Raw genomic sequence first — 17,956 nt, forward strand, 5'->3', positions numbered from 1 at the left:
TAATAAAATAAATTAAACTATACTAAAAATTTTTAAGTTTCTCATTTTTTTATTCAACTTTTTCCCGCCGCAAAAAGTTGCAAAAAGTGCAAGTATAAAATTAGTACTAAATCATGCTAAAATCATCTTAAATGTAAGGTAATCCATAAAATTAAAGCAAAAATGTAGCCTTTCGCGAAGCGTATCCGAGCCTGTCGAGGATATAGCTTCTCGCCACAGGCGGGCTTCGCCTGTGGCAATACCACAGGCACTTCCTTCGGTCGCAAAAGAAGTGGGTGCTGCACGCTGTGTACTTCGTAAGGGCAAAGCCCTGAAAATATTTCGAATTAAAAAAATTATTTTGACAAAATATATTTGTTTTAGTATATACTGAAAATTTTTAAGTTTCTCATTTTTTTATTCAACTTTTTCCTGCCGCAAAAAGTTGAATAAAGTGCAATTATAAAATTTGTATTAAACTTATAAAAAGGATATATTCAGTCCGTATTCTTTTGAATGAGTTTTTATACTATAAGTTTTATTATGCTCAAGTAGTTTTATTTTCAATATTTCTCCGTCAAATACTGATGAAATATTATTTAATTCCAAAACTTCATCATTATCAACTAATAATTTTTTATTTGAAATTGGACGTCTGAAAGAAATAGGATCGGCACTCATATCTTTTCTAACAAAAAATAGATATACTTTATTAATTGTAATATATTTAAAATAAGAAATAACTGCCAAAGTTCTTAAACAAGCACCTTCAAACTGTTCTATTAATTCATCATCGCCTTTTCTTTTTCTAGTTAATTCAAAAATATATATATTATAAACTTTATCGCTTTCTTTTTGAATTATAACTTTATCAGCACATTTTTTATTTTTTAAGTATGGAAAAGATGCATTACCTTCTAATTCTTTTATTAATAAAGAATTTTCAAAAACTTCTATAGTTACAGATATATCATGATCAGTTAATATATACTCTTTATCATTATAATCATCAAAGAAATTATTAAGAAATATTTTTTTTAAAACTTCTCTGAACTCTTCGGGATATTTTTCATACCATTTCATTATTATAATTCTTCCTGAAAATCATATATTTCATCTGATATTTTTTTTAGTACTTTATTGAAAGTAGGAACTTCAAAACCATACTCTGAACTTTCTAATTTTGTAACTTTTGTAAATCCATCTTCCTCAATATCAAACTGATACATTCTAACCATATCTTCTGAAATCAAATCATCTTCATCATAGCCGTATTTATTCATCAAATATTTTTTTCTTTCTTCATCATTTGAATTTAATTTAATCATATTATTTATATGCTGAACAATAGTGTCGCTGTGAGTTGTAATTAAGATATGGATACCTTTATTAATCAATTTAATAAAAACTCTTGTTAATTGCTGCTGCAGTTCTGGATGTAAAGAAATTTCTGGTTCTTCCATTATTATATCTTCATTATGTTTACTATATTTTAAAAATAGTATTAAAGTGGCAATTTCAGTAATTACTGCAGAACTTACATGCATTTTTAAATCAATATCTGAATTATTGCTTTTATAGTGCACTTTGGGAGAAGGCATATTATCCAAATATATCTTACCATTTATAATTTTATTTTCTAATAAATCAACAATGTTTTTTTTACTAATATTCTCATTAAAATTTAAATATGATAATTTAAAGAAAAAATCTCTTATAGGTAATGTTAATTCTAATTTATCATTAACATTAGAATAATAATTATTACTGAAATAACTGTTTAACGATTTATTTATTATTAAATCTTTAAATAATAAAAAACCTGTTCTTGATATAGGTAAAAAAAGAGTATTATTATATTCTCTTGACATAATACCCTCCAATATTCTCATACATAATAATGTAATAATGCTATCTATACTATTACTAGCATTTCCTGGAAAATACATATTATTATGATAAAAATAAATAATATTATCATTGGATTTATTAAATGAAACACTCTTATGATATTTCATATTAATATTTATATCATAATTTGTATAAGATATATATATTTCTTCAGCAATAATGTTTTTATAAGCAAATATATTTTCAAAAATAGCAACCTTATTATGAGATATCACATCATTTGCTACATTCATACATTCATCTATAACTTCATTAGATATCTTTACTTCTGTAACATCAGTTTTATTATTAGAAAATATTTCATTTGCCAAATTATATAAATAATGATAATTTTGAAAATTCAAAGATTGTTTATAATCCCAGAAAAACATTACACTAGAAATATACCAAACTAAACTAGCTAAATAACTTTTCCCGCTGTTGTTGTCGCCTACAAAAAGTGTGAAAGGAGCTAATTCTATTTCTGCCTCTTTAATTTTAGCGAAATTTTTAACATATAGTTTAGGGTATTTATTTTTTTCTGACATAATAATTCTTTACACATTAATTTTTTTAAATTATATAATAGATTAAAAACTATATCAATACAAAGTAAATTCTTATATAGATAGTATATACTGAAACAAATATATTTTGTCAAAAATAAAACTATAGTTTCTTTTTAATATATGGGGCTTTGCTGCGAAGCACACAGTCGTGCCAAACCCCACTTCTTTTGCGACCGAAGGAAGTGCTCTGCGACTGGAAGGAGTACCTTTAGGTATGGTATTGCCACAGGCGAAGCCCGCCTGTGGCGAGAAGCTATATCCTCGACAGGCTCGGATACGCTTCGCGAAAGGCTATATTTCAGCTTAACTTTAATGAATCACATTACATTTTAGACAATTTTAGTATGATTTAGTACTAATTTTATACCTTGCACTTTTTGCAACTTTTTGCGGCTGGAAAAAGTTGACTAAAAAAATGACAAACTTAAAAATTTTTAGTATATTATTTAAATCTAGATAGCAGCCACATTATAAAAGATAATAATACACTGATTATAATACAGCTCAGCAAAGGAAATGAAAAAGTAAAATTCTCTTTTTTTATCATTATATCACCCGGAAGTTTGCCGAAAGGGATTTTTATATTAAATAAAAATAGTATGCCAATGATTATTGATATTATACCAATAACTATAAAAAGTTTAGCAATTTGAATATTCATTTACTATTCAGCCATTTTTTTATACATTTTTTCTATATCTTTATCATGACCTGCAATTACAAGTATATCGCCTTCAACCATAGGCACATCAGGATCAGGGGTACAATCCACAATAACTTTTTTCTCTCCCAATATTCCTACAGTTTCTTTCTTTATGGCAACAACATTGATTTTGTATTTCTTTCTCAAATCAAGTTCTTTTAAATTTTTACCGGCAAGTCCGCCATGAACAGGGAATTCTACTATAGAGTGATATTCAGTAAGATCATAAAGAAGAAGCGTATCACCTACTTCAAGCTGTTCTGCAATATGCACTCCCATAGACTCTTCAGGGCTTACTAGATGCGTTATTCCTATCATACTTAATATGGCTCTATGCTTTTCATTAGAGTATCTTGCTATAATATTTTTTACATTAAGCTCTTTTAAAAGTAATGCTGTTAATATGCTTGTCATCATATCTTCACCTATTGTAAGTATAACAGCATCAAATTTATTAATCTCAATAGCTTCCAATGCCTCTTTTTGAGTAGAGTCCAAACGCATAGCCTGAGTTACATTATTTTTTATAGCTTCTATTTCGTTTATATCATTATCTATAGCAAATACCTCTATAGAAGGTTTTGTCATAAGTCTATTAATTAATGCCTTGCCTAAAGTGCCGACTCCTATAACAGCATACTGAAGCATATCAATCCCCTAATACTTTATTTAATGTCTTATTATTATAGAATAATATAAAAATTTGTCAAAAACATTATTAATTAAATTATAATAAATTAAATAGTATTTTTTTATAAATAGTATAAAAGATATTAAACAGCTATTTACATACATTTCATATTATAAATAGAATTATTTTTACCTAAAAATGAACAAAAAGAAAATAAATTTTAAAAATATTAAAATTTAATAAATTTTTTTTACAATAAAAATATATTATTGTTATATTTAAAAACAAAAATAATAATTGATGAGAGGATTAAAAAAATATGAAAAAAATTATATTAATCATAAGTATTTTATCAGTATTAGCAGTTGCATGTAACAGCAAACAAGCTCCAACAGTAGGCGATAAGCCATTAACTACTAATGTACCAAGCGATGACAAAACGGTAAAAGAAGGTACTCCATTAGCTAGTTGGAATGGAAATAGCCAGTCTATAACAGTAAACGCTTCAGTTGCTGGTAATAATGCTGGAGATAATACTGCTGCTGCTCAAGAATTTGACTTATTACAAAGATTATATTCTACTACTTGGTATCAATCAGAAGAAGAAAGTGATGACGGAAGATTAGAAACAGAAGAAACATTTGTATTCTTTAATGAAAATTCTGAAATGATTGAAAGAGAATATGAAAATGGAATAATTGATGGAAGAGATTACTATTGCTAATGCTCAAGCTAATAAAAATAAAAAATGCATGTATAGTTAAAAATACAGAGAGCGGAAAGTATGAAAATGATACAGAATATGAAGGCTACTATTTAGTTGATAGAGATACTTTATATATAGTTGATGGCGATTCACAAGATGAAGTAAGAAGACAATTAAATGAATTAATAGCTGGAAATACTCAAAAATACAGAGAAGATAAATATGTATTATCTACTAAAGCATTAAATTAATACTGATAAATAACTAAAAAATAGAGGGACTTAAAAAGTCCCTCTTTTATTTTTAAACAAATAAATAAAAAATTAATCGTCTTCATTAGCTTGATAATTCAATTTTACCAAATAATCTATTTTATCAACAACTTTAGTAAATGGCTTTTCTACACTGATTAAAGCTCTTTCAACATCATTTCCGTCTTCATCTTCAATATATATATCATAGTAAAGTTCTTTATGATCATATTCATTTTCAAAAGTAAGTCTTATGAATATGAAATTATTAATATTAATTCTATCCATTTTAGGCTCATACTCTAAACGCTTAATTTCAGTGTTTAGTAATTCTTTTCCTAAATTCTCTACTATGATCTTATAAATAGATTCAAGCTCTTTTCTTATATAGTGAACATTGTTATCAAACATTATAAAACTCCAAATAAATATATAGATTTTTCCAATATAATAAATATACCAAAATAAAATAATTTGTCAAAGGAATTTATCAATATTATTAATATTTATCCAATATAGAAGCTACTTCTTCATCTCCTAATTCTCTAGCTATATTTGCCAAATCTTTAGCTTTTTTCTTGGCAAGATTAGGATTAGCATTATTTTCAAGTAACATTAAAGCTGCATCAAAATTACCATTTTCAACAGCATAAGATAGAGCTGTTTCTCCGTCTTTATCTACCATATTCACATCAGCGCCATTCTCAAGTAAAATACTAATAGCCTCTATAGATATTTCTCTTCCAGCGAAAGATATTAAAGGTGTTATTCCAGCTAAATTAGGCTTATTAATATTAACTGTTTTAGATAATATTTTAACTGTTTCAACATCATTTGCTAATAAAAGAGGTGTTATTCCTTCATCAGACACAGCATTAATATTAGCACCATTATCAACTAAAAATGCCACTACATCAGAATTAGAATTATCAGCAGCAAAGAATAAAGGAGTCCATCCATAATTATTAACAGCATTAACATCTGCTTTAGCAATTACCAAAAGCTCTACTACATTGAAATTACTATCATATATTCCTATACCTTGTCTAGACCATATATCAGTAGCATATAAAAGTGCTGTATAATTTCTTTTGTTTTTTATATTAGCATCAGCATTATTTTGTATAAGTGCATTTACTAAATCAGCATATCCATAATATGAAGCTATCATTAAAGCTGTAGTACCTTCATCAAAAGTTACACTAAGATCATATTCTGTATCTTCTGCATTTACTATATTCGTAGTTTCTGTTAAAGTATTATTTATATTGCCTGAACTAATAAGATTTTTTATTATATCTATACAAGGACTTTCTTCATATTCTGCTATAGCATCTTCTATGGATAAATCCTGAACTATATTTACACCTTCCATAGATGTTTCATTACTTTGAGTATTTTCATCAACATTTACATTAGACTTTTGAGTGCATGATAATAGTATCAATAATAAAAATGTGCATAAAATAAATCTCATAACAGTCCCCCAATAGTTATATTTACATATTGAACTATTATCTATATATTACCATATATTATTATCAATTACAATATATTTTCTACAAAATGATTTGTATATTTATTCCAGTAGCCTTTATAAACTCTTTTATTATAATCATCTAAATTTAACTGATACATTCTAAATATAACTTTTATATTTTTGGGCTGACATAATTCCTCATAGCTATATTGATAATGCATTCCTATTTTTTTCATTACTTCACCGCTTGCAATATTATTTATATCATGAGTAGCTGTTATATATTTTATATTATCTTTCTTTAATTCTTCTATAACTCTTCTTGAAGCCTCTGTGATTATTCCCATGTTCCAATATTCTTTTTTAAGTCCATATCCAAAATCATTATTGTCATTATTGTTTTCAAGATGCACATAACCTATAGGTACATTATCTTCTTTTAAACATACTGCATATCTATAAAAATTATGATTATCATTTGTATCTAAATAAAATTTTTGTAAATGTATTTTAGTTTCTTCTAAACTTTGAAAAGGAAACCATGGAAGGTATTTATTGACTTCTTCATCAGATAATATACTAAATAAAGCTTCAGCATCATCGATATTAAATTTTCTTATTATAAGTCTTTGTGTATTTAACATATTATTTCCTCAATATAATGAATTAATTACATTTGCCCACCCTTTAGGCTTTTTATCTTCTCTGGTATTTCAACATTATTTTTCTTCTTTGCATTATACAGTCATTTTTGCTGCCCGCCCAAAATTTTTTTTTTAAATTATAGTATCATCACCACACGCAGAGTAAAACTCAAAAATATAGATTTATTTTTAATTCAAATTTATTTATATTGCAAATTTAGTTCACCGTGCGTTAAGTAAATTTCAAATTCTTTAAAAAATTTGGGTGGGTGCTAAAATTTCTAATTAAGCTATAAAGATGATGAAAATAAAAATTAAAAATAAAGCAATGAGGAATAAAGGGTGGGATTCAAAATAAAATTTCTATATATTAAAAAAGCCTACAAAAAATATTTGTAAGCTTTTTATAATATTATATATTATTTATTTATTTTTCCTAAAAGCTTTTCAGCAATAGCACGTCCAGTAGGAGTATTGGCAAGTCCGCCTTGAGAAGTTTCTTTAAATCTTTCATCCATTCCATCGCCAACTTCTTTCATAGCAGATACAACCTCATCAGCTGGTATAACGCTTCTAAATCCAGCACAAGCCATCTCAGCAGAAACCATAGCATGAACAGCAGCCATAACATTTTTACCCATACAAGGCACTTCAACGAATCCAGCAATAGGATCGCATATAAGCCCAAGCATAGCCGATATAGTAAGAGCAAAAGCATCCGCACATTGCTGAGGAGTAGCACCCATAATCTCAGCACAAGCACTGGCCGCCATACCTGCAGCAGAACCGCATTCAGCCATACATCCGCCTTCAGCACCTGCAAATGTTGCTATCTGTGCTATAATGTCAGCTAATCCAGCAGCTGTAAACATTGATTTTACTACATCCTCTTTTTTATATCCTCTGTTCTCACATACTGTAAGTACCGCAGGCATTACACCGCAGCTTCCTGCAGTAGGAGCAGCTATTATTTTACCCATACAAGCATTATAACCGCTTACGGCCATTGCAGCAGTTACAACCTCACCTATTGTTTCACCTAATATGCTTTTCTTAGATTTATAAAAATTCTCTACTATCTCAACACATTCATTTTGCAAACCTGTTACAAAATTGAATTTATCCTTTTTACCATTCACAACAGCTTCTTTCATTATATCATAATAAGAAGTCATATTATTAATAACAGTTTGCCTATCTGTTTTCTGAGACTGAGCCTCTATATCTATTACTATATCGCTTATTTTCACTTTTTTTCCGTAGCTAAAGCCACTAATGATTCTATAGATTTTATATCCATAATATTTTAATACTCCATATAATATTTAATATAACTTATCTAAAAATACAAAGTCCCTTATATTTTCAATTTTTCTTATTTTTTCCTCTATATCTTTTGATATAACATCAGTCATACCAATAACAATAATAGCATATCCTCTATTAGGACCTTCAAATTGAGGAGTTACATTCATATTTTCAATATTTATTCCTTTTTCAAATATAATAGAAGTAACTTTAGCTATAATACCAGGAACATCTTTATTAACTATAGCAATAGTAGGGAAATCTCCTTTATAATGCACTTCTATACCATTAACTTTATCCAAAACTATCAATCCTCCTCCTATAGAAGAAGCTAATATATCAATCTCATTAGTTTCGCCTTTAGCTTCAATATATACAGTATTAGGGTGAAAAGCCTCTCTTAATTTTGTAGGAATAAACTCATATTTAAGATTAGCCTTTTCAGCAAAACTGTAGCTATCTCTAAGTCTAGGGTCATCAGTTTCAAAACCTAAAAGTCCTGCCAAAATAGCCTTATCAGTTCCATGACCTTTCCAAGTTAAAGCAAAAGAACCATGCAAATATATTTTTGCCTCTTTTACATCTTCGCCCAAAATCTTCTTAGCAAGTTTCCCAATACGGCAAGCTCCAGCTGTATGAGAACTTGAAGGCCCTATCATTACAGGACCTATTATATCAAATAATCCAGCCATATAATTCCCTCCATTTCATAATTATAATTTAACATAATAAATAATTTTTGAATATAGTTTTTTATTATTTTTTATTTAAGACAAATAAAAATATTGTTAAAAAGTACAATTAATCTATAGATAATTACTATTAATAAGAATATTTAAATATCAGAATAATAAACTTATCTCAAGTCCAACCTTAGTTTCATAACCGAAATAACTAGATGCTCCTCTAGGCTTTCCATAACCAACCTTCAAAGATATAGCATATCTATAAAACTCAATACCTATACCAAAATTAACAGCAGCATGCCAAGGATCTTTTATAAATCCAAGTTTATCTTTCTTATCCAAAATGGCAGCAATATTTATTCCTGTTATTAAGCTGATTTGATCTTTATATAAAGGAAATCTATAATCTAATCCTGTATGTATTCTAAATAATTGCGGACTATTTCCTACAGCATTATAAGAAATTTCAGAACCTAAATAAATACTGAAATTTTTAATATAATAATAAACTGCTATAGAACCAAATTCATAACTGCTTCCGCTTTTTATTTTAGTATCGCCTTTAAATCCATCTACCAAATGTGTGGATTGATGATACATGGGTATAAATCTTATTTTCATATTAATTCCAACAAGATTCTGAAGCCATAAATCAGCAAATACCATAAACTGACCAGAAAAATCATAAACATCAAATAATCCGCTGCTTCTTCCAAGTATAGATATTTCCATAGCTCCGCCCATGCCTACAGAAAAATATTTATTTCTATAAAACATTATTTCACTTGCCAAACGGCCTTCTACATAAACAGATACGGATTTAAAATCCCAGTTTACATCAGGAGCAATGAGCGATAAATTCTTCTCTACATTAAAGTTTTTAGCAAATAATATACGCCCTATAAAAGCTCTAGGATCCTGCCAACCCATATAATATTTATCAACTTCATATATACGAAAAGGATTAGTAAAAGTATAATCATCACCCAAATAATTTAAATCATTATTTAATTGTTCTTCCTGAGAATATAAATTCAATGAACTTAATAATATTAATAATACTATAATTAATTTAGTTTTCATTTTACATCTCTTAATATTTATTTACTATTAAGTATCATATTTTAATATAATAAAGACTTTTTCTCAATAGAGATATATAAAATTATAAAAAATAAAAAGCAATGATGCCAAACACACCATTGCTTTTTTTATTTCATAATGAAGATAATCAAAAAATTAATTTAATTTCTTAGGTATTCGTACATTCTTTAATGCCTCTAATCTTTGAACTATAGCCTTTTGAACATCAAAATTACTAGGCTCAACATTATCAAAATCATATTTAACAGCAAGCATTAAAGTTTCTTTTTCTAGAACATAATTACGCATTCTTCTATATATTAAAGACATTCTAAAAAGAGATAATTTTTGTCTGTATCCGTTAATATATGCCTGTCTGTAATAATCTACAGCCGAAGTACCTCTATTCTTACTTCCATAATGTTCTGCCAATTTAAAATAGATTCTTCCTTTTTCATAATTTTTATAAGTATTTTCAGCCATAGTAATGATTTCTTTTTCTACAGCAGCATAATTATTTTCATCTATCAATTTTTCATATATATATAAAAGACTGAAATATGCATCCAATTTATATGCTGGTATTGTAAGATTAGTAGCCAAATTTATAGCCCTTTTATATTCTTCTATAGCCAAATGATAAGAAGCAGCTCCTCCCTGTTCTGCTGGATTGCCGGCTTCTTTTTCATATATTAAACCTAAAAAATAATGAGCATCTGCATTATCAGGATAATACATCAAAGTTTTATTCATTATATATAAAGCATAAGGAATATCGCCGTTATGTATTGCTCTTTTTGCCTCTCCTATATATACCCAAGCAGGTTCCAATTTACCGCTGAATAATGATTCGTAGGTATTTGTGTCCATCTCCATAGTTCTAACAGTATCTGCTGTCCTATTAGGAGTATTAAGGGATTGTCCCTGAGCATATATTGATAAACAAGTCAATATTAATATACCAAATATAAAAAATATACGTTTCATAAGCTAAATCAAAAATAAAGTTTTATTGTCTAAAGTATCGGTATAATAAATTTTTACATTATACTATTTTTTTATTTCTTTATATATTGGCTTATCTTTGAGTGCTATAGTATCTGCAAATACATTTTCAGTTTCAAATATAATTATTTCATTTTTTCCAGTTTTCAAAAGAGGAGCGGGTATATATAAGTAACATACAGGACCTTCACTCCAGTATCTTCCTAAGTTAAAGCCATTTATAAATGCAGCACCTTTTCCAAGTTTGGAACAATCAAGGAAAGTATCTGCTGGCTCTTTAACATCAAATTCATAACGGTAGAATGAAGGAGTATTTTCTATCCATTTTGAGCTGAAATCAACATCTTTTATATTATCAAGTGGTAATGCATACTGCTCCCAGCCAGTTTCAAAATGTATATCAGCCATAACTCCTATACGAATACCCTTAACCTGACTGCATTCCTGAAGTTTATAGCCGTAATTAACACGTCCTACATTTTCAACCAATAATTCTAATACATTATCACCATTATTAAAATGCATTTCAATAGGCTCTATAAGCTCATCTTGATATTTTACGCCTTTATATTCACCATTCAAATAAAAATGGACTCTGTCTGAAGCTCCTACTGCCCTTACATTCATATTATTGTCAAATCCTTTCACTGTAGTTCTATAAAGCATATAACCATATCCTCTGCCTGCTTTTTCCATAGTTATAGGGGCATCACTTTTCTGACATTTTGATATTTTATCTATTACTGAAAATAATGAAGTTTTATCTTTGAGTTTTGCCTCTCCAAAATCTGCTCTTTTATGATCTCTAGGCTCAAAAGTTTTTATTTCAGGAAATAATTCATTTATAAGTTTCTGAAGTTTATAAAATTTCTCTGTAGGCTCTCCCCATTCTGTAAGAACTGCATCATAATCATAAGATGTAATTTGAGGAAAATCAGTATAACCTGTTACAGAAGTACCATTATAAAAACCGAAATTTGTTCCTCCTATAAACATATATAAATTTATACTGCCTCTTTTTATAATTTCTTTTACTTCCATAATGAAATCGTCAGCATCTCTTTTGATTATAGGCTCTTTCCATAGATTAAACCAACCATCCCAAAATTCCATACACATTAATGGATTTTTTATACCTTTTCTTTCAAAGAATTTTTCAGTAGCATCAAAACTTTCTTTAGCTTGAGAGCCAAAATTAACAGTAGCTAATATTCCATCATCTACTAATGTTCCAGCTTCTAAAACAGCATCCCAAGCTCCATCTGAAGTAAATAAAGGTACTTCAGCACCATGTTTAACCATAAGATTTTTTAAAGCTTTAAGATATTCTTTATCATTACCAAAAGAACCGTATTCATTTTCAATTTGCATCATAATTACAGGACCATTTCTAGTAATTTGTAAATCTGCAATTTGTTTAAATAATTCTTTATAATAAGCATCAACTTTACTTAAAAATAATTCCGTATTAGTACGAACTTTCATATTATCATATCTTAAAAGCCAAGCAGGAAGTCCTCCGAATTCCCATTCAGCACATATATAAGGAGTAGGTCTTAATATAACCAATAAATCCATTTTCTGAGCAAGTTTAATAAAAGATGCTATATCTTTATTGCCTGAAAAATCGAAAACGCCTTCGTCTATCTCATGAATATTCCAAGGTATATACGTTTCAACTGTATTAAACCCTGCTGCCTTTAAATTATAAAGACAATCCTCCCAATACTCTTCAACAAATCTAAAATAATGAATAGCTCCTGATAAAAGTTTTATAGGTTTACCATTTAAAATAAAATCTTCTTTAACTTCAAAAACAGCCATAATTTATATCCTTAATTTTTTATTTTTAAATAAAACAAAAAAAACTCTATTTAATAAAAATCAAATAGAGTTTTTTAATTTATTAAGCAAGATATTTTTTACTATCTCATCATCTTCCAAAGCGGTTAGTATTTCAACACCATCTTCTTTAACGGCTACAGTATGTTCATAATGTGCCGATAGAGAACCGTCCCTAGTTATGATAGTCCAATCATCATCTTCTATTAGAATTGCATGATGTCCCATATTAACCATAGGTTCTATTGCTATAACCATATTAGTTTTAAGTATAGGTCCTGCTCCTTCTTTTCCTCTATTTGGAACGGCAGGCTCTTCATGCAAATTAGCACCTACTCCATGACCTTGAAACTCTCTTACAAGAGAATAACCTGCATCTTCAGCGGTTTTTTGAATGGCATGAGAAACATCACCCAAATGAACTCCATCTTTTATCTTTTTTACACCATTAAAAAATGACTGCATAGTAACTTCAATCAATCTTGAAGCCTCTTCTGATACATTTCCTACTTTGAAAGTAAATGCTCTGTCTGAATGATATCCTTTATAATATACGCCTATATCAAGACCTATTATATCTCCATCTTTTAAAATTTTCTTTTTGCTTGGTATTCCATGTATTACTTCATTATTTATAGAAGAACATATAGAACCCGGAAAAGGAGGGTTACCATAGCCTTTAAATGAAGGTTTAGCATTATGTTTTCTTATATAGTCATAAACAAATTTATCTATTTCTTTAGTAGAGATTCCCGGCTGAATTATCTTTTCAACTTCTTTAAATACATTAGCCAATATATGTCCGCTTTCACGCATTAAATTAATTTCAGCTTGTGTTTTTATTTTTATAGCCATTTATGAATACACCTTAATTAAAAATACTATTATTTGAATTATTATTATCTGTATTATAAGAGTCATAACTATTATAAGTATTATTATCTGATGAGGAAGTATTATCTGATGACAAATTATTATCAGAAGTATTATTATTTTCTGACATCTCATCTTCAATTTTTATACCTGTAAAAGATTCATGCACTACTTTTGTGATATCTTTTTTCTGTCCGCCTGTAATAGTCATTTCTCCCTGTATAACAGCACCTTCACCTACATCTATTTTAGGAGCTTCTATATTACCTAAAACTCTTCCTGTTTCTATCAATATAACTTCTTTTTCAGCAGCTATATTACCAATCAAAGTACCTGCTATTGTAATACTTTCTGTTAGAATAGTGCTTGTTTTTACCTTACCATTAGGTCCTATAATTAAATGTCCGTCTATTTTTAATTCACCTTCAAATTTTCCATCTATTTGAAAAGAACCTTTTACGATAAAAGTTCCTTTAAAAGATGAACCATCTCCTATAACACTGTTTACCATGTCTTTTCTTGCCATAAATTTAATCTCCTAAAGTTTCATTTTATAAGTTTAGTTATAAAAAGTCAATATTATATATTAGCTTACAATAATTATAACATAATTTTATTTTTTAGGTATACAAAAAAGTATTGTCTCTCCTCCCCAAGGAGAAAATGTTCTTATATAATATTCGTAATTTTCTGTTATTTCTTTTATAAATATTGGTACTTTATAAAAATCCTCCATAAAAAGCTCTCCTCCATGATATATGGCAATAGCAAGAGATGGACGAAATTTTTTTATTGTATTTACAGCCCCTTCCAATATATGCTTTTCAGCTCCTTCTACATCCATTTTTAAATAATCTATTCTTTTTATATTATTACTTTCAACAAATTCATCTATTGTAGTAGCATTCATCTTAACAACGGGAGTATTTGGTATCATAGAAACAAAATCAATAGTTTCATTTCTATTAGAAAAAAGAATATTTTCTAAAATAACATTATTTAACTTATATTTTTCTTTCATAATTTTTAATATTTCAAAAGCATTTGCATCAGGCTCAAAAGCATATATTTTTGCATCATCATTACATTTTTTTGAAAAGAAATAAGCTGTATCACCTTTCCAAGCACCAACATCAAATACTACGCTATCATTTCTTACCTCAAAAATATCTTTTATATCATATTGCTTCATTTTAAATATATGAAATAAAGCAAAAGCACCTATCTCTTTAGGCAAAAATATCCTATTAAAAATTAAAAAAGAAATCATACTCATAATCCATTTATAAGTGGATATTATGCCATATTTAAAACTAAATAAAACTTCTTTCTTAAAATTCATATGAACATCTCTATGAAATGAAAGCATGTATCTGTATCTTATAACTTTTTTAAAAATTTCTTTTGAAAAAGAATCTTTAAGCATATTATAAAAAATATCAAAGCTATTATTATTTTCTTCATTCATCATAGCTTTTATAAAATTATCATTGCTTTCTATTTTTTCTATTTCTTCTTTACTGAAGTTTTTATTTACTATCTTTCTGCATTCTTCTAATATATTATTTATCTCTTTCATATTATTGCTAATAAAAATTGTTCGCTAATCAACTCTAGCAAATAAATTTGCTAGACGCTCGCAACTTTTATAATCCCCCCAAAAAAATTTAGCAATTATATATAGCACTATTATTACAAAATGAAATTACTGCTTTGCTATTTCTATTATTCTTTTTAAATCCATTCTGCCTTCATATATAGCTTTTCCAACTATAGCACCATTAATCTTCATATCTCTTAATTTTATAATTTCTTCTTCAAATGTAACACCGCCTGAAGCTATGATATTACAGGAAATTTTTTCTCTTAACTCTTTATAAATATCCAAATTAGTACCAGAAAGTTTACCATCTTTTGAAATATCTGTATATATAATAGTATCTATTCCCATGCTATCCAATTTAATACAAAATTCAACAGAATCTTCTTTTTTTATCTCTTTCCATCCTTTAACAGCTATCATTCTATCTCTTGAATCAATAGATACCGCTATATGCTCTTTATACTTATTAATCATATTATTAGTAAAATCAATATTTTCAACAGCGACAGTTCCTAATATTGTTCTTTTAACACCTATATCCAAATACTTCTTGATAGTTTCCTCATTTCTTATACCGCCGCCTACTTCTACAAATAAATCGCATTTTTTTATTATTTTTTCTATCGTTTTAAAATTAATAGTTTCTCCGTCGCTTGCCCCGTCTAAATCAACAACATGCAAATAACTGCTTCCGCTCTCAATAAAAAAATCCAAAACTTCCAAAGGATCTTTAAAGTAAGTTGTTTTATTATCATAATCTCCTTCTACAAGCCGTACAACCTCTCCGTTTTTCAAATCTATCGCAGGCAATATATACATTTTCAATCCCCTAAAATATTATATTTATAATAGTATTTATTATAGCATATAATTTATAAATGTAAAAATTAATAAACTGTATTTTTTTCTCAAAACTCCGATATTTAATTTTAGATTAATTTAAATTCGATGGATTTTATTATGATTAAAGACTTATATATAGAAAATTTTAAATGTTTTAACAAAATTAAAATAGATGATATAAAAAAATAAATTTCTTAGTAGGAAAAAATAATTCTGGAAAAACTACCATACTTGAAGCCTTAATGCTTATTTTATCAGAATCTCGTATTAATGTAATAGAGAATATAAAAACTATTAGCCGATTCAAAGAAAATAAAACTGAAATAAAAACATTATTTTATAATTTTGATTATAACAACAATATAAATTTTAATTATAATAAATATGATAATACAAGCTACAATATAAATATCAGCCCAGTATTAAAAGATAATAAAATACCTAAAGATGATAATATAGAATTAAACTATAATACCATAATAAATAATGATGATTCTGCCTCCATAGAAGAAAAAAAATTAAATATTCCAAACATCAATAATACTATATATATGATGAATAAAAAAACTGATAATGTAGGAAATAGAGAAGAAACATATATAACAAGTAATATAGAATATAATACATTAACAGCATATTTAATAGAAATTTTAAAAAATAAAAATGAACAGCCTATAATAGAAATGCTTTCATTTTTCAATAAAAATATAAAAGCAATAAGTGTACTTAACAATGATATTTATATTAATATTGAAGGAATGAATAAATTAGTAATATTGAATTTAATGGGTGAAGGATTAAAAAAATATTTATCTATAATACTTCCAATAGCTGCAAATAAAAATAATGTGATTTTAGCAGATGATATAGCCAGCTCTTTAGACAATGAAACAGCTAAATATTTATTTAAAAGCATTTTAAATTTAAGCAGAAACAATGATATGCAAATGTTTTTCACAATCAATAATTATGAAACATTAAAACTTTTACATGAAACAGTAAACGATAGTGAAGAGTTTAATGATATAAAAGAATCAATAAACATTATAAATATAGCGAATACTGAAGAAGAAGGGTTTAAATCTTATAATTATAATATTGATAATGTAAAGGAATTATTATAATTCCAGCCCATTTTCATTTATAACTATCATTGATTATTTTTATGCTATTTTATTTTTAACTTTTACTGGTATTATAACGCCAACCCAAGTTATAATCTCATCACCGTGCGTTGAATAAAATTCTAAATCTAATAAAAACTTGGGTGGGGGCTGTAATTTCTGATTAAGCTATAAGTGCAATAAAAATTATAATTTCAAAATAAAATAATAAAGAATAAAGGGCGGGTTATAAATAAAATTTTAAAATATAAAAAATTATTTATGTTATAATGATATATATTAATATTTGTTATATAGGAGCGACCAATGTCAATATTTGGCTATTTATTTAAAAAGCCTATAGACAAATCTAAATTAGAAAAATCTCGATTAAAAGACTATGATAAAGCTATAAACTTTTATGAAGAAACCTTAAAAAATAATAAAGATTTAAAAATAGATCCGTATCATATTAAATCATATAATAAATAATTAAGTATAATATGGGACTTTTTGAAGATGCTATAAAAGATTATGACAGAGCAATAGAACTTGATAATAATTATTTTGAAGCTTACTGTAATAGAGCAAATGCTAAATATAATTTGGGATTATATAAAGAAGCATTAAAAGATTATAAAAAAGCTTTGGAATTAGATACTACTAATAATACTGTCATAGAAAATATAAAAAATATTGAAAACAAATACGGTTTGAAATGAAATTTAATTAACTAACAAAATTTAGTATAAAATGA

The 17,956-nt window shown here is 27.1% G+C and carries 21 protein-coding genes; 5 read left to right on the forward strand and 16 right to left on the reverse strand.

Going from position 1 to position 17,956, the window contains the following annotated elements:
- Nucleotides 1–459: 459 nt before the first annotated feature.
- The 4 genes from BINT_RS11810 to BINT_RS11825 form a co-directional block, all read right to left on the reverse strand.
- Nucleotides 460–1,062, reverse strand: a complete 603-nt coding sequence (locus BINT_RS11810; protein WP_014488811.1) for a hypothetical protein — start codon at nucleotides 1,060–1,062, stop codon at nucleotides 460–462.
- Between the two features lie 2 nt (nucleotides 1,063–1,064).
- On the reverse strand, nucleotides 1,065–2,417 hold the full coding sequence (locus tag BINT_RS11815; RefSeq protein WP_014488812.1) for an AAA family ATPase: 1,353 nt from the start codon (nucleotides 2,415–2,417) through the stop codon (nucleotides 1,065–1,067).
- A gap of 463 nt (nucleotides 2,418–2,880) precedes the next feature.
- Nucleotides 2,881–3,099, reverse strand: coding sequence for a DUF2905 domain-containing protein (locus tag BINT_RS11820; RefSeq protein WP_014488813.1), 219 nt, complete (start codon nucleotides 3,097–3,099; stop codon nucleotides 2,881–2,883).
- Between the two features lie 3 nt (nucleotides 3,100–3,102).
- On the reverse strand, nucleotides 3,103–3,789 hold the full coding sequence (locus BINT_RS11825; RefSeq protein ID WP_014488814.1) for a potassium channel family protein: 687 nt from the start codon (nucleotides 3,787–3,789) through the stop codon (nucleotides 3,103–3,105).
- Nucleotides 3,790–4,091: 302 nt separating this feature from the next.
- Between BINT_RS11825 and BINT_RS15215 the strand changes: the two genes are divergently transcribed.
- Nucleotides 4,092–4,496 (forward strand): hypothetical protein, encoded by a 405-nt coding sequence (locus tag BINT_RS15215; RefSeq protein ID WP_234944327.1) that lies wholly within the window; start codon nucleotides 4,092–4,094, stop codon nucleotides 4,494–4,496.
- Entirely contained in the window at nucleotides 4,496–4,729 is a 234-nt protein-coding gene (locus BINT_RS15220; RefSeq protein WP_234944328.1) for a hypothetical protein, read from the forward strand. Before BINT_RS15215 ends, BINT_RS15220 begins: the two co-directional genes overlap by 1 nt.
- A gap of 72 nt (nucleotides 4,730–4,801) precedes the next feature.
- On the opposite strand, the gene BINT_RS11835 is transcribed toward BINT_RS15220, so the two are convergent.
- The 12 genes from BINT_RS11835 to hisA all read right to left on the reverse strand — a co-directional run bounded on the left by BINT_RS11835 (nucleotide 4,802) and on the right by hisA (nucleotide 16,072).
- Nucleotides 4,802–5,140: a hypothetical protein gene (locus BINT_RS11835; protein WP_014488815.1), complete on the reverse strand. Its 339-nt coding sequence runs from the start codon at nucleotides 5,138–5,140 to the stop codon at nucleotides 4,802–4,804.
- An 88-nt stretch (nucleotides 5,141–5,228) separates the two neighbouring features.
- Nucleotides 5,229–6,206, reverse strand: coding sequence for an ankyrin repeat domain-containing protein (locus BINT_RS11840; RefSeq protein WP_014488816.1), 978 nt, complete (start codon nucleotides 6,204–6,206; stop codon nucleotides 5,229–5,231).
- A gap of 68 nt (nucleotides 6,207–6,274) precedes the next feature.
- Nucleotides 6,275–6,853, reverse strand: a complete 579-nt coding sequence (locus tag BINT_RS11845) for a GNAT family N-acetyltransferase (RefSeq protein WP_014488817.1) — start codon at nucleotides 6,851–6,853, stop codon at nucleotides 6,275–6,277.
- Between the two features lie 419 nt (nucleotides 6,854–7,272).
- On the reverse strand, nucleotides 7,273–8,103 hold the full coding sequence (sdaAA, locus tag BINT_RS11850) for an L-serine ammonia-lyase, iron-sulfur-dependent, subunit alpha (RefSeq protein WP_014488818.1): 831 nt from the start codon (nucleotides 8,101–8,103) through the stop codon (nucleotides 7,273–7,275).
- A 75-nt stretch (nucleotides 8,104–8,178) separates the two neighbouring features.
- Entirely contained in the window at nucleotides 8,179–8,853 is a 675-nt protein-coding gene (sdaAB, locus tag BINT_RS11855; protein WP_014488819.1) for an L-serine ammonia-lyase, iron-sulfur-dependent subunit beta, read from the reverse strand.
- 150 nt (nucleotides 8,854–9,003) lie between these two features.
- Entirely contained in the window at nucleotides 9,004–9,930 is a 927-nt protein-coding gene (locus BINT_RS11860; protein ID WP_014488820.1) for a hypothetical protein, read from the reverse strand.
- 156 nt (nucleotides 9,931–10,086) lie between these two features.
- The gene (locus tag BINT_RS11865; protein ID WP_014488821.1) at nucleotides 10,087–10,917 is read right to left on the reverse strand and encodes a tetratricopeptide repeat protein; all 831 of its coding nucleotides are present in this window, start codon (nucleotides 10,915–10,917) and stop codon (nucleotides 10,087–10,089) included.
- A 63-nt stretch (nucleotides 10,918–10,980) separates the two neighbouring features.
- Nucleotides 10,981–12,759, reverse strand: a complete 1,779-nt coding sequence (locus tag BINT_RS11870; protein WP_014488822.1) for a glycoside hydrolase family 35 protein — start codon at nucleotides 12,757–12,759, stop codon at nucleotides 10,981–10,983.
- 60 nt (nucleotides 12,760–12,819) lie between these two features.
- Complete coding sequence (gene map / locus BINT_RS11875) at nucleotides 12,820–13,632, reverse strand: type I methionyl aminopeptidase (protein WP_014488823.1); 813 nt, start codon at nucleotides 13,630–13,632, stop codon at nucleotides 12,820–12,822.
- A 13-nt stretch (nucleotides 13,633–13,645) separates the two neighbouring features.
- Nucleotides 13,646–14,176, reverse strand: coding sequence for a bactofilin family protein (locus tag BINT_RS11880; RefSeq protein ID WP_014488824.1), 531 nt, complete (start codon nucleotides 14,174–14,176; stop codon nucleotides 13,646–13,648).
- Nucleotides 14,177–14,263: 87 nt separating this feature from the next.
- Nucleotides 14,264–15,229 (reverse strand): FkbM family methyltransferase, encoded by a 966-nt coding sequence (locus tag BINT_RS11885; protein ID WP_014488825.1) that lies wholly within the window; start codon nucleotides 15,227–15,229, stop codon nucleotides 14,264–14,266.
- A 126-nt stretch (nucleotides 15,230–15,355) separates the two neighbouring features.
- Nucleotides 15,356–16,072 (reverse strand): 1-(5-phosphoribosyl)-5-[(5-phosphoribosylamino)methylideneamino]imidazole-4-carboxamide isomerase, encoded by a 717-nt coding sequence (hisA, locus tag BINT_RS11890; protein WP_014488826.1) that lies wholly within the window; start codon nucleotides 16,070–16,072, stop codon nucleotides 15,356–15,358.
- Nucleotides 16,073–16,338: 266 nt separating this feature from the next.
- Here hisA and BINT_RS11895 point away from each other — a divergent pair, with 266 nt between their 5' ends.
- The 3 genes from BINT_RS11895 (at nucleotide 16,339) to BINT_RS11900 (ending at nucleotide 17,921) form a co-directional block, all read left to right on the forward strand.
- On the forward strand, nucleotides 16,339–17,220 hold the full coding sequence (locus BINT_RS11895; RefSeq protein ID WP_014488827.1) for an ATPase: 882 nt from the start codon (nucleotides 16,339–16,341) through the stop codon (nucleotides 17,218–17,220).
- Between the two features lie 306 nt (nucleotides 17,221–17,526).
- Nucleotides 17,527–17,691 (forward strand): hypothetical protein, encoded by a 165-nt coding sequence (locus tag BINT_RS14820; protein WP_014488828.1) that lies wholly within the window; start codon nucleotides 17,527–17,529, stop codon nucleotides 17,689–17,691.
- An 11-nt stretch (nucleotides 17,692–17,702) separates the two neighbouring features.
- The gene (locus BINT_RS11900; protein WP_014488829.1) at nucleotides 17,703–17,921 is read left to right on the forward strand and encodes a tetratricopeptide repeat protein; all 219 of its coding nucleotides are present in this window, start codon (nucleotides 17,703–17,705) and stop codon (nucleotides 17,919–17,921) included.
- Nucleotides 17,922–17,956 lie beyond the last annotated feature (35 nt).

Origin of the sequence: Brachyspira intermedia PWS/A (assembly GCF_000223215.1) — a bacterium.
Lineage (GTDB): Bacteria > Spirochaetota > Brachyspiria > Brachyspirales > Brachyspiraceae > Brachyspira > Brachyspira intermedia.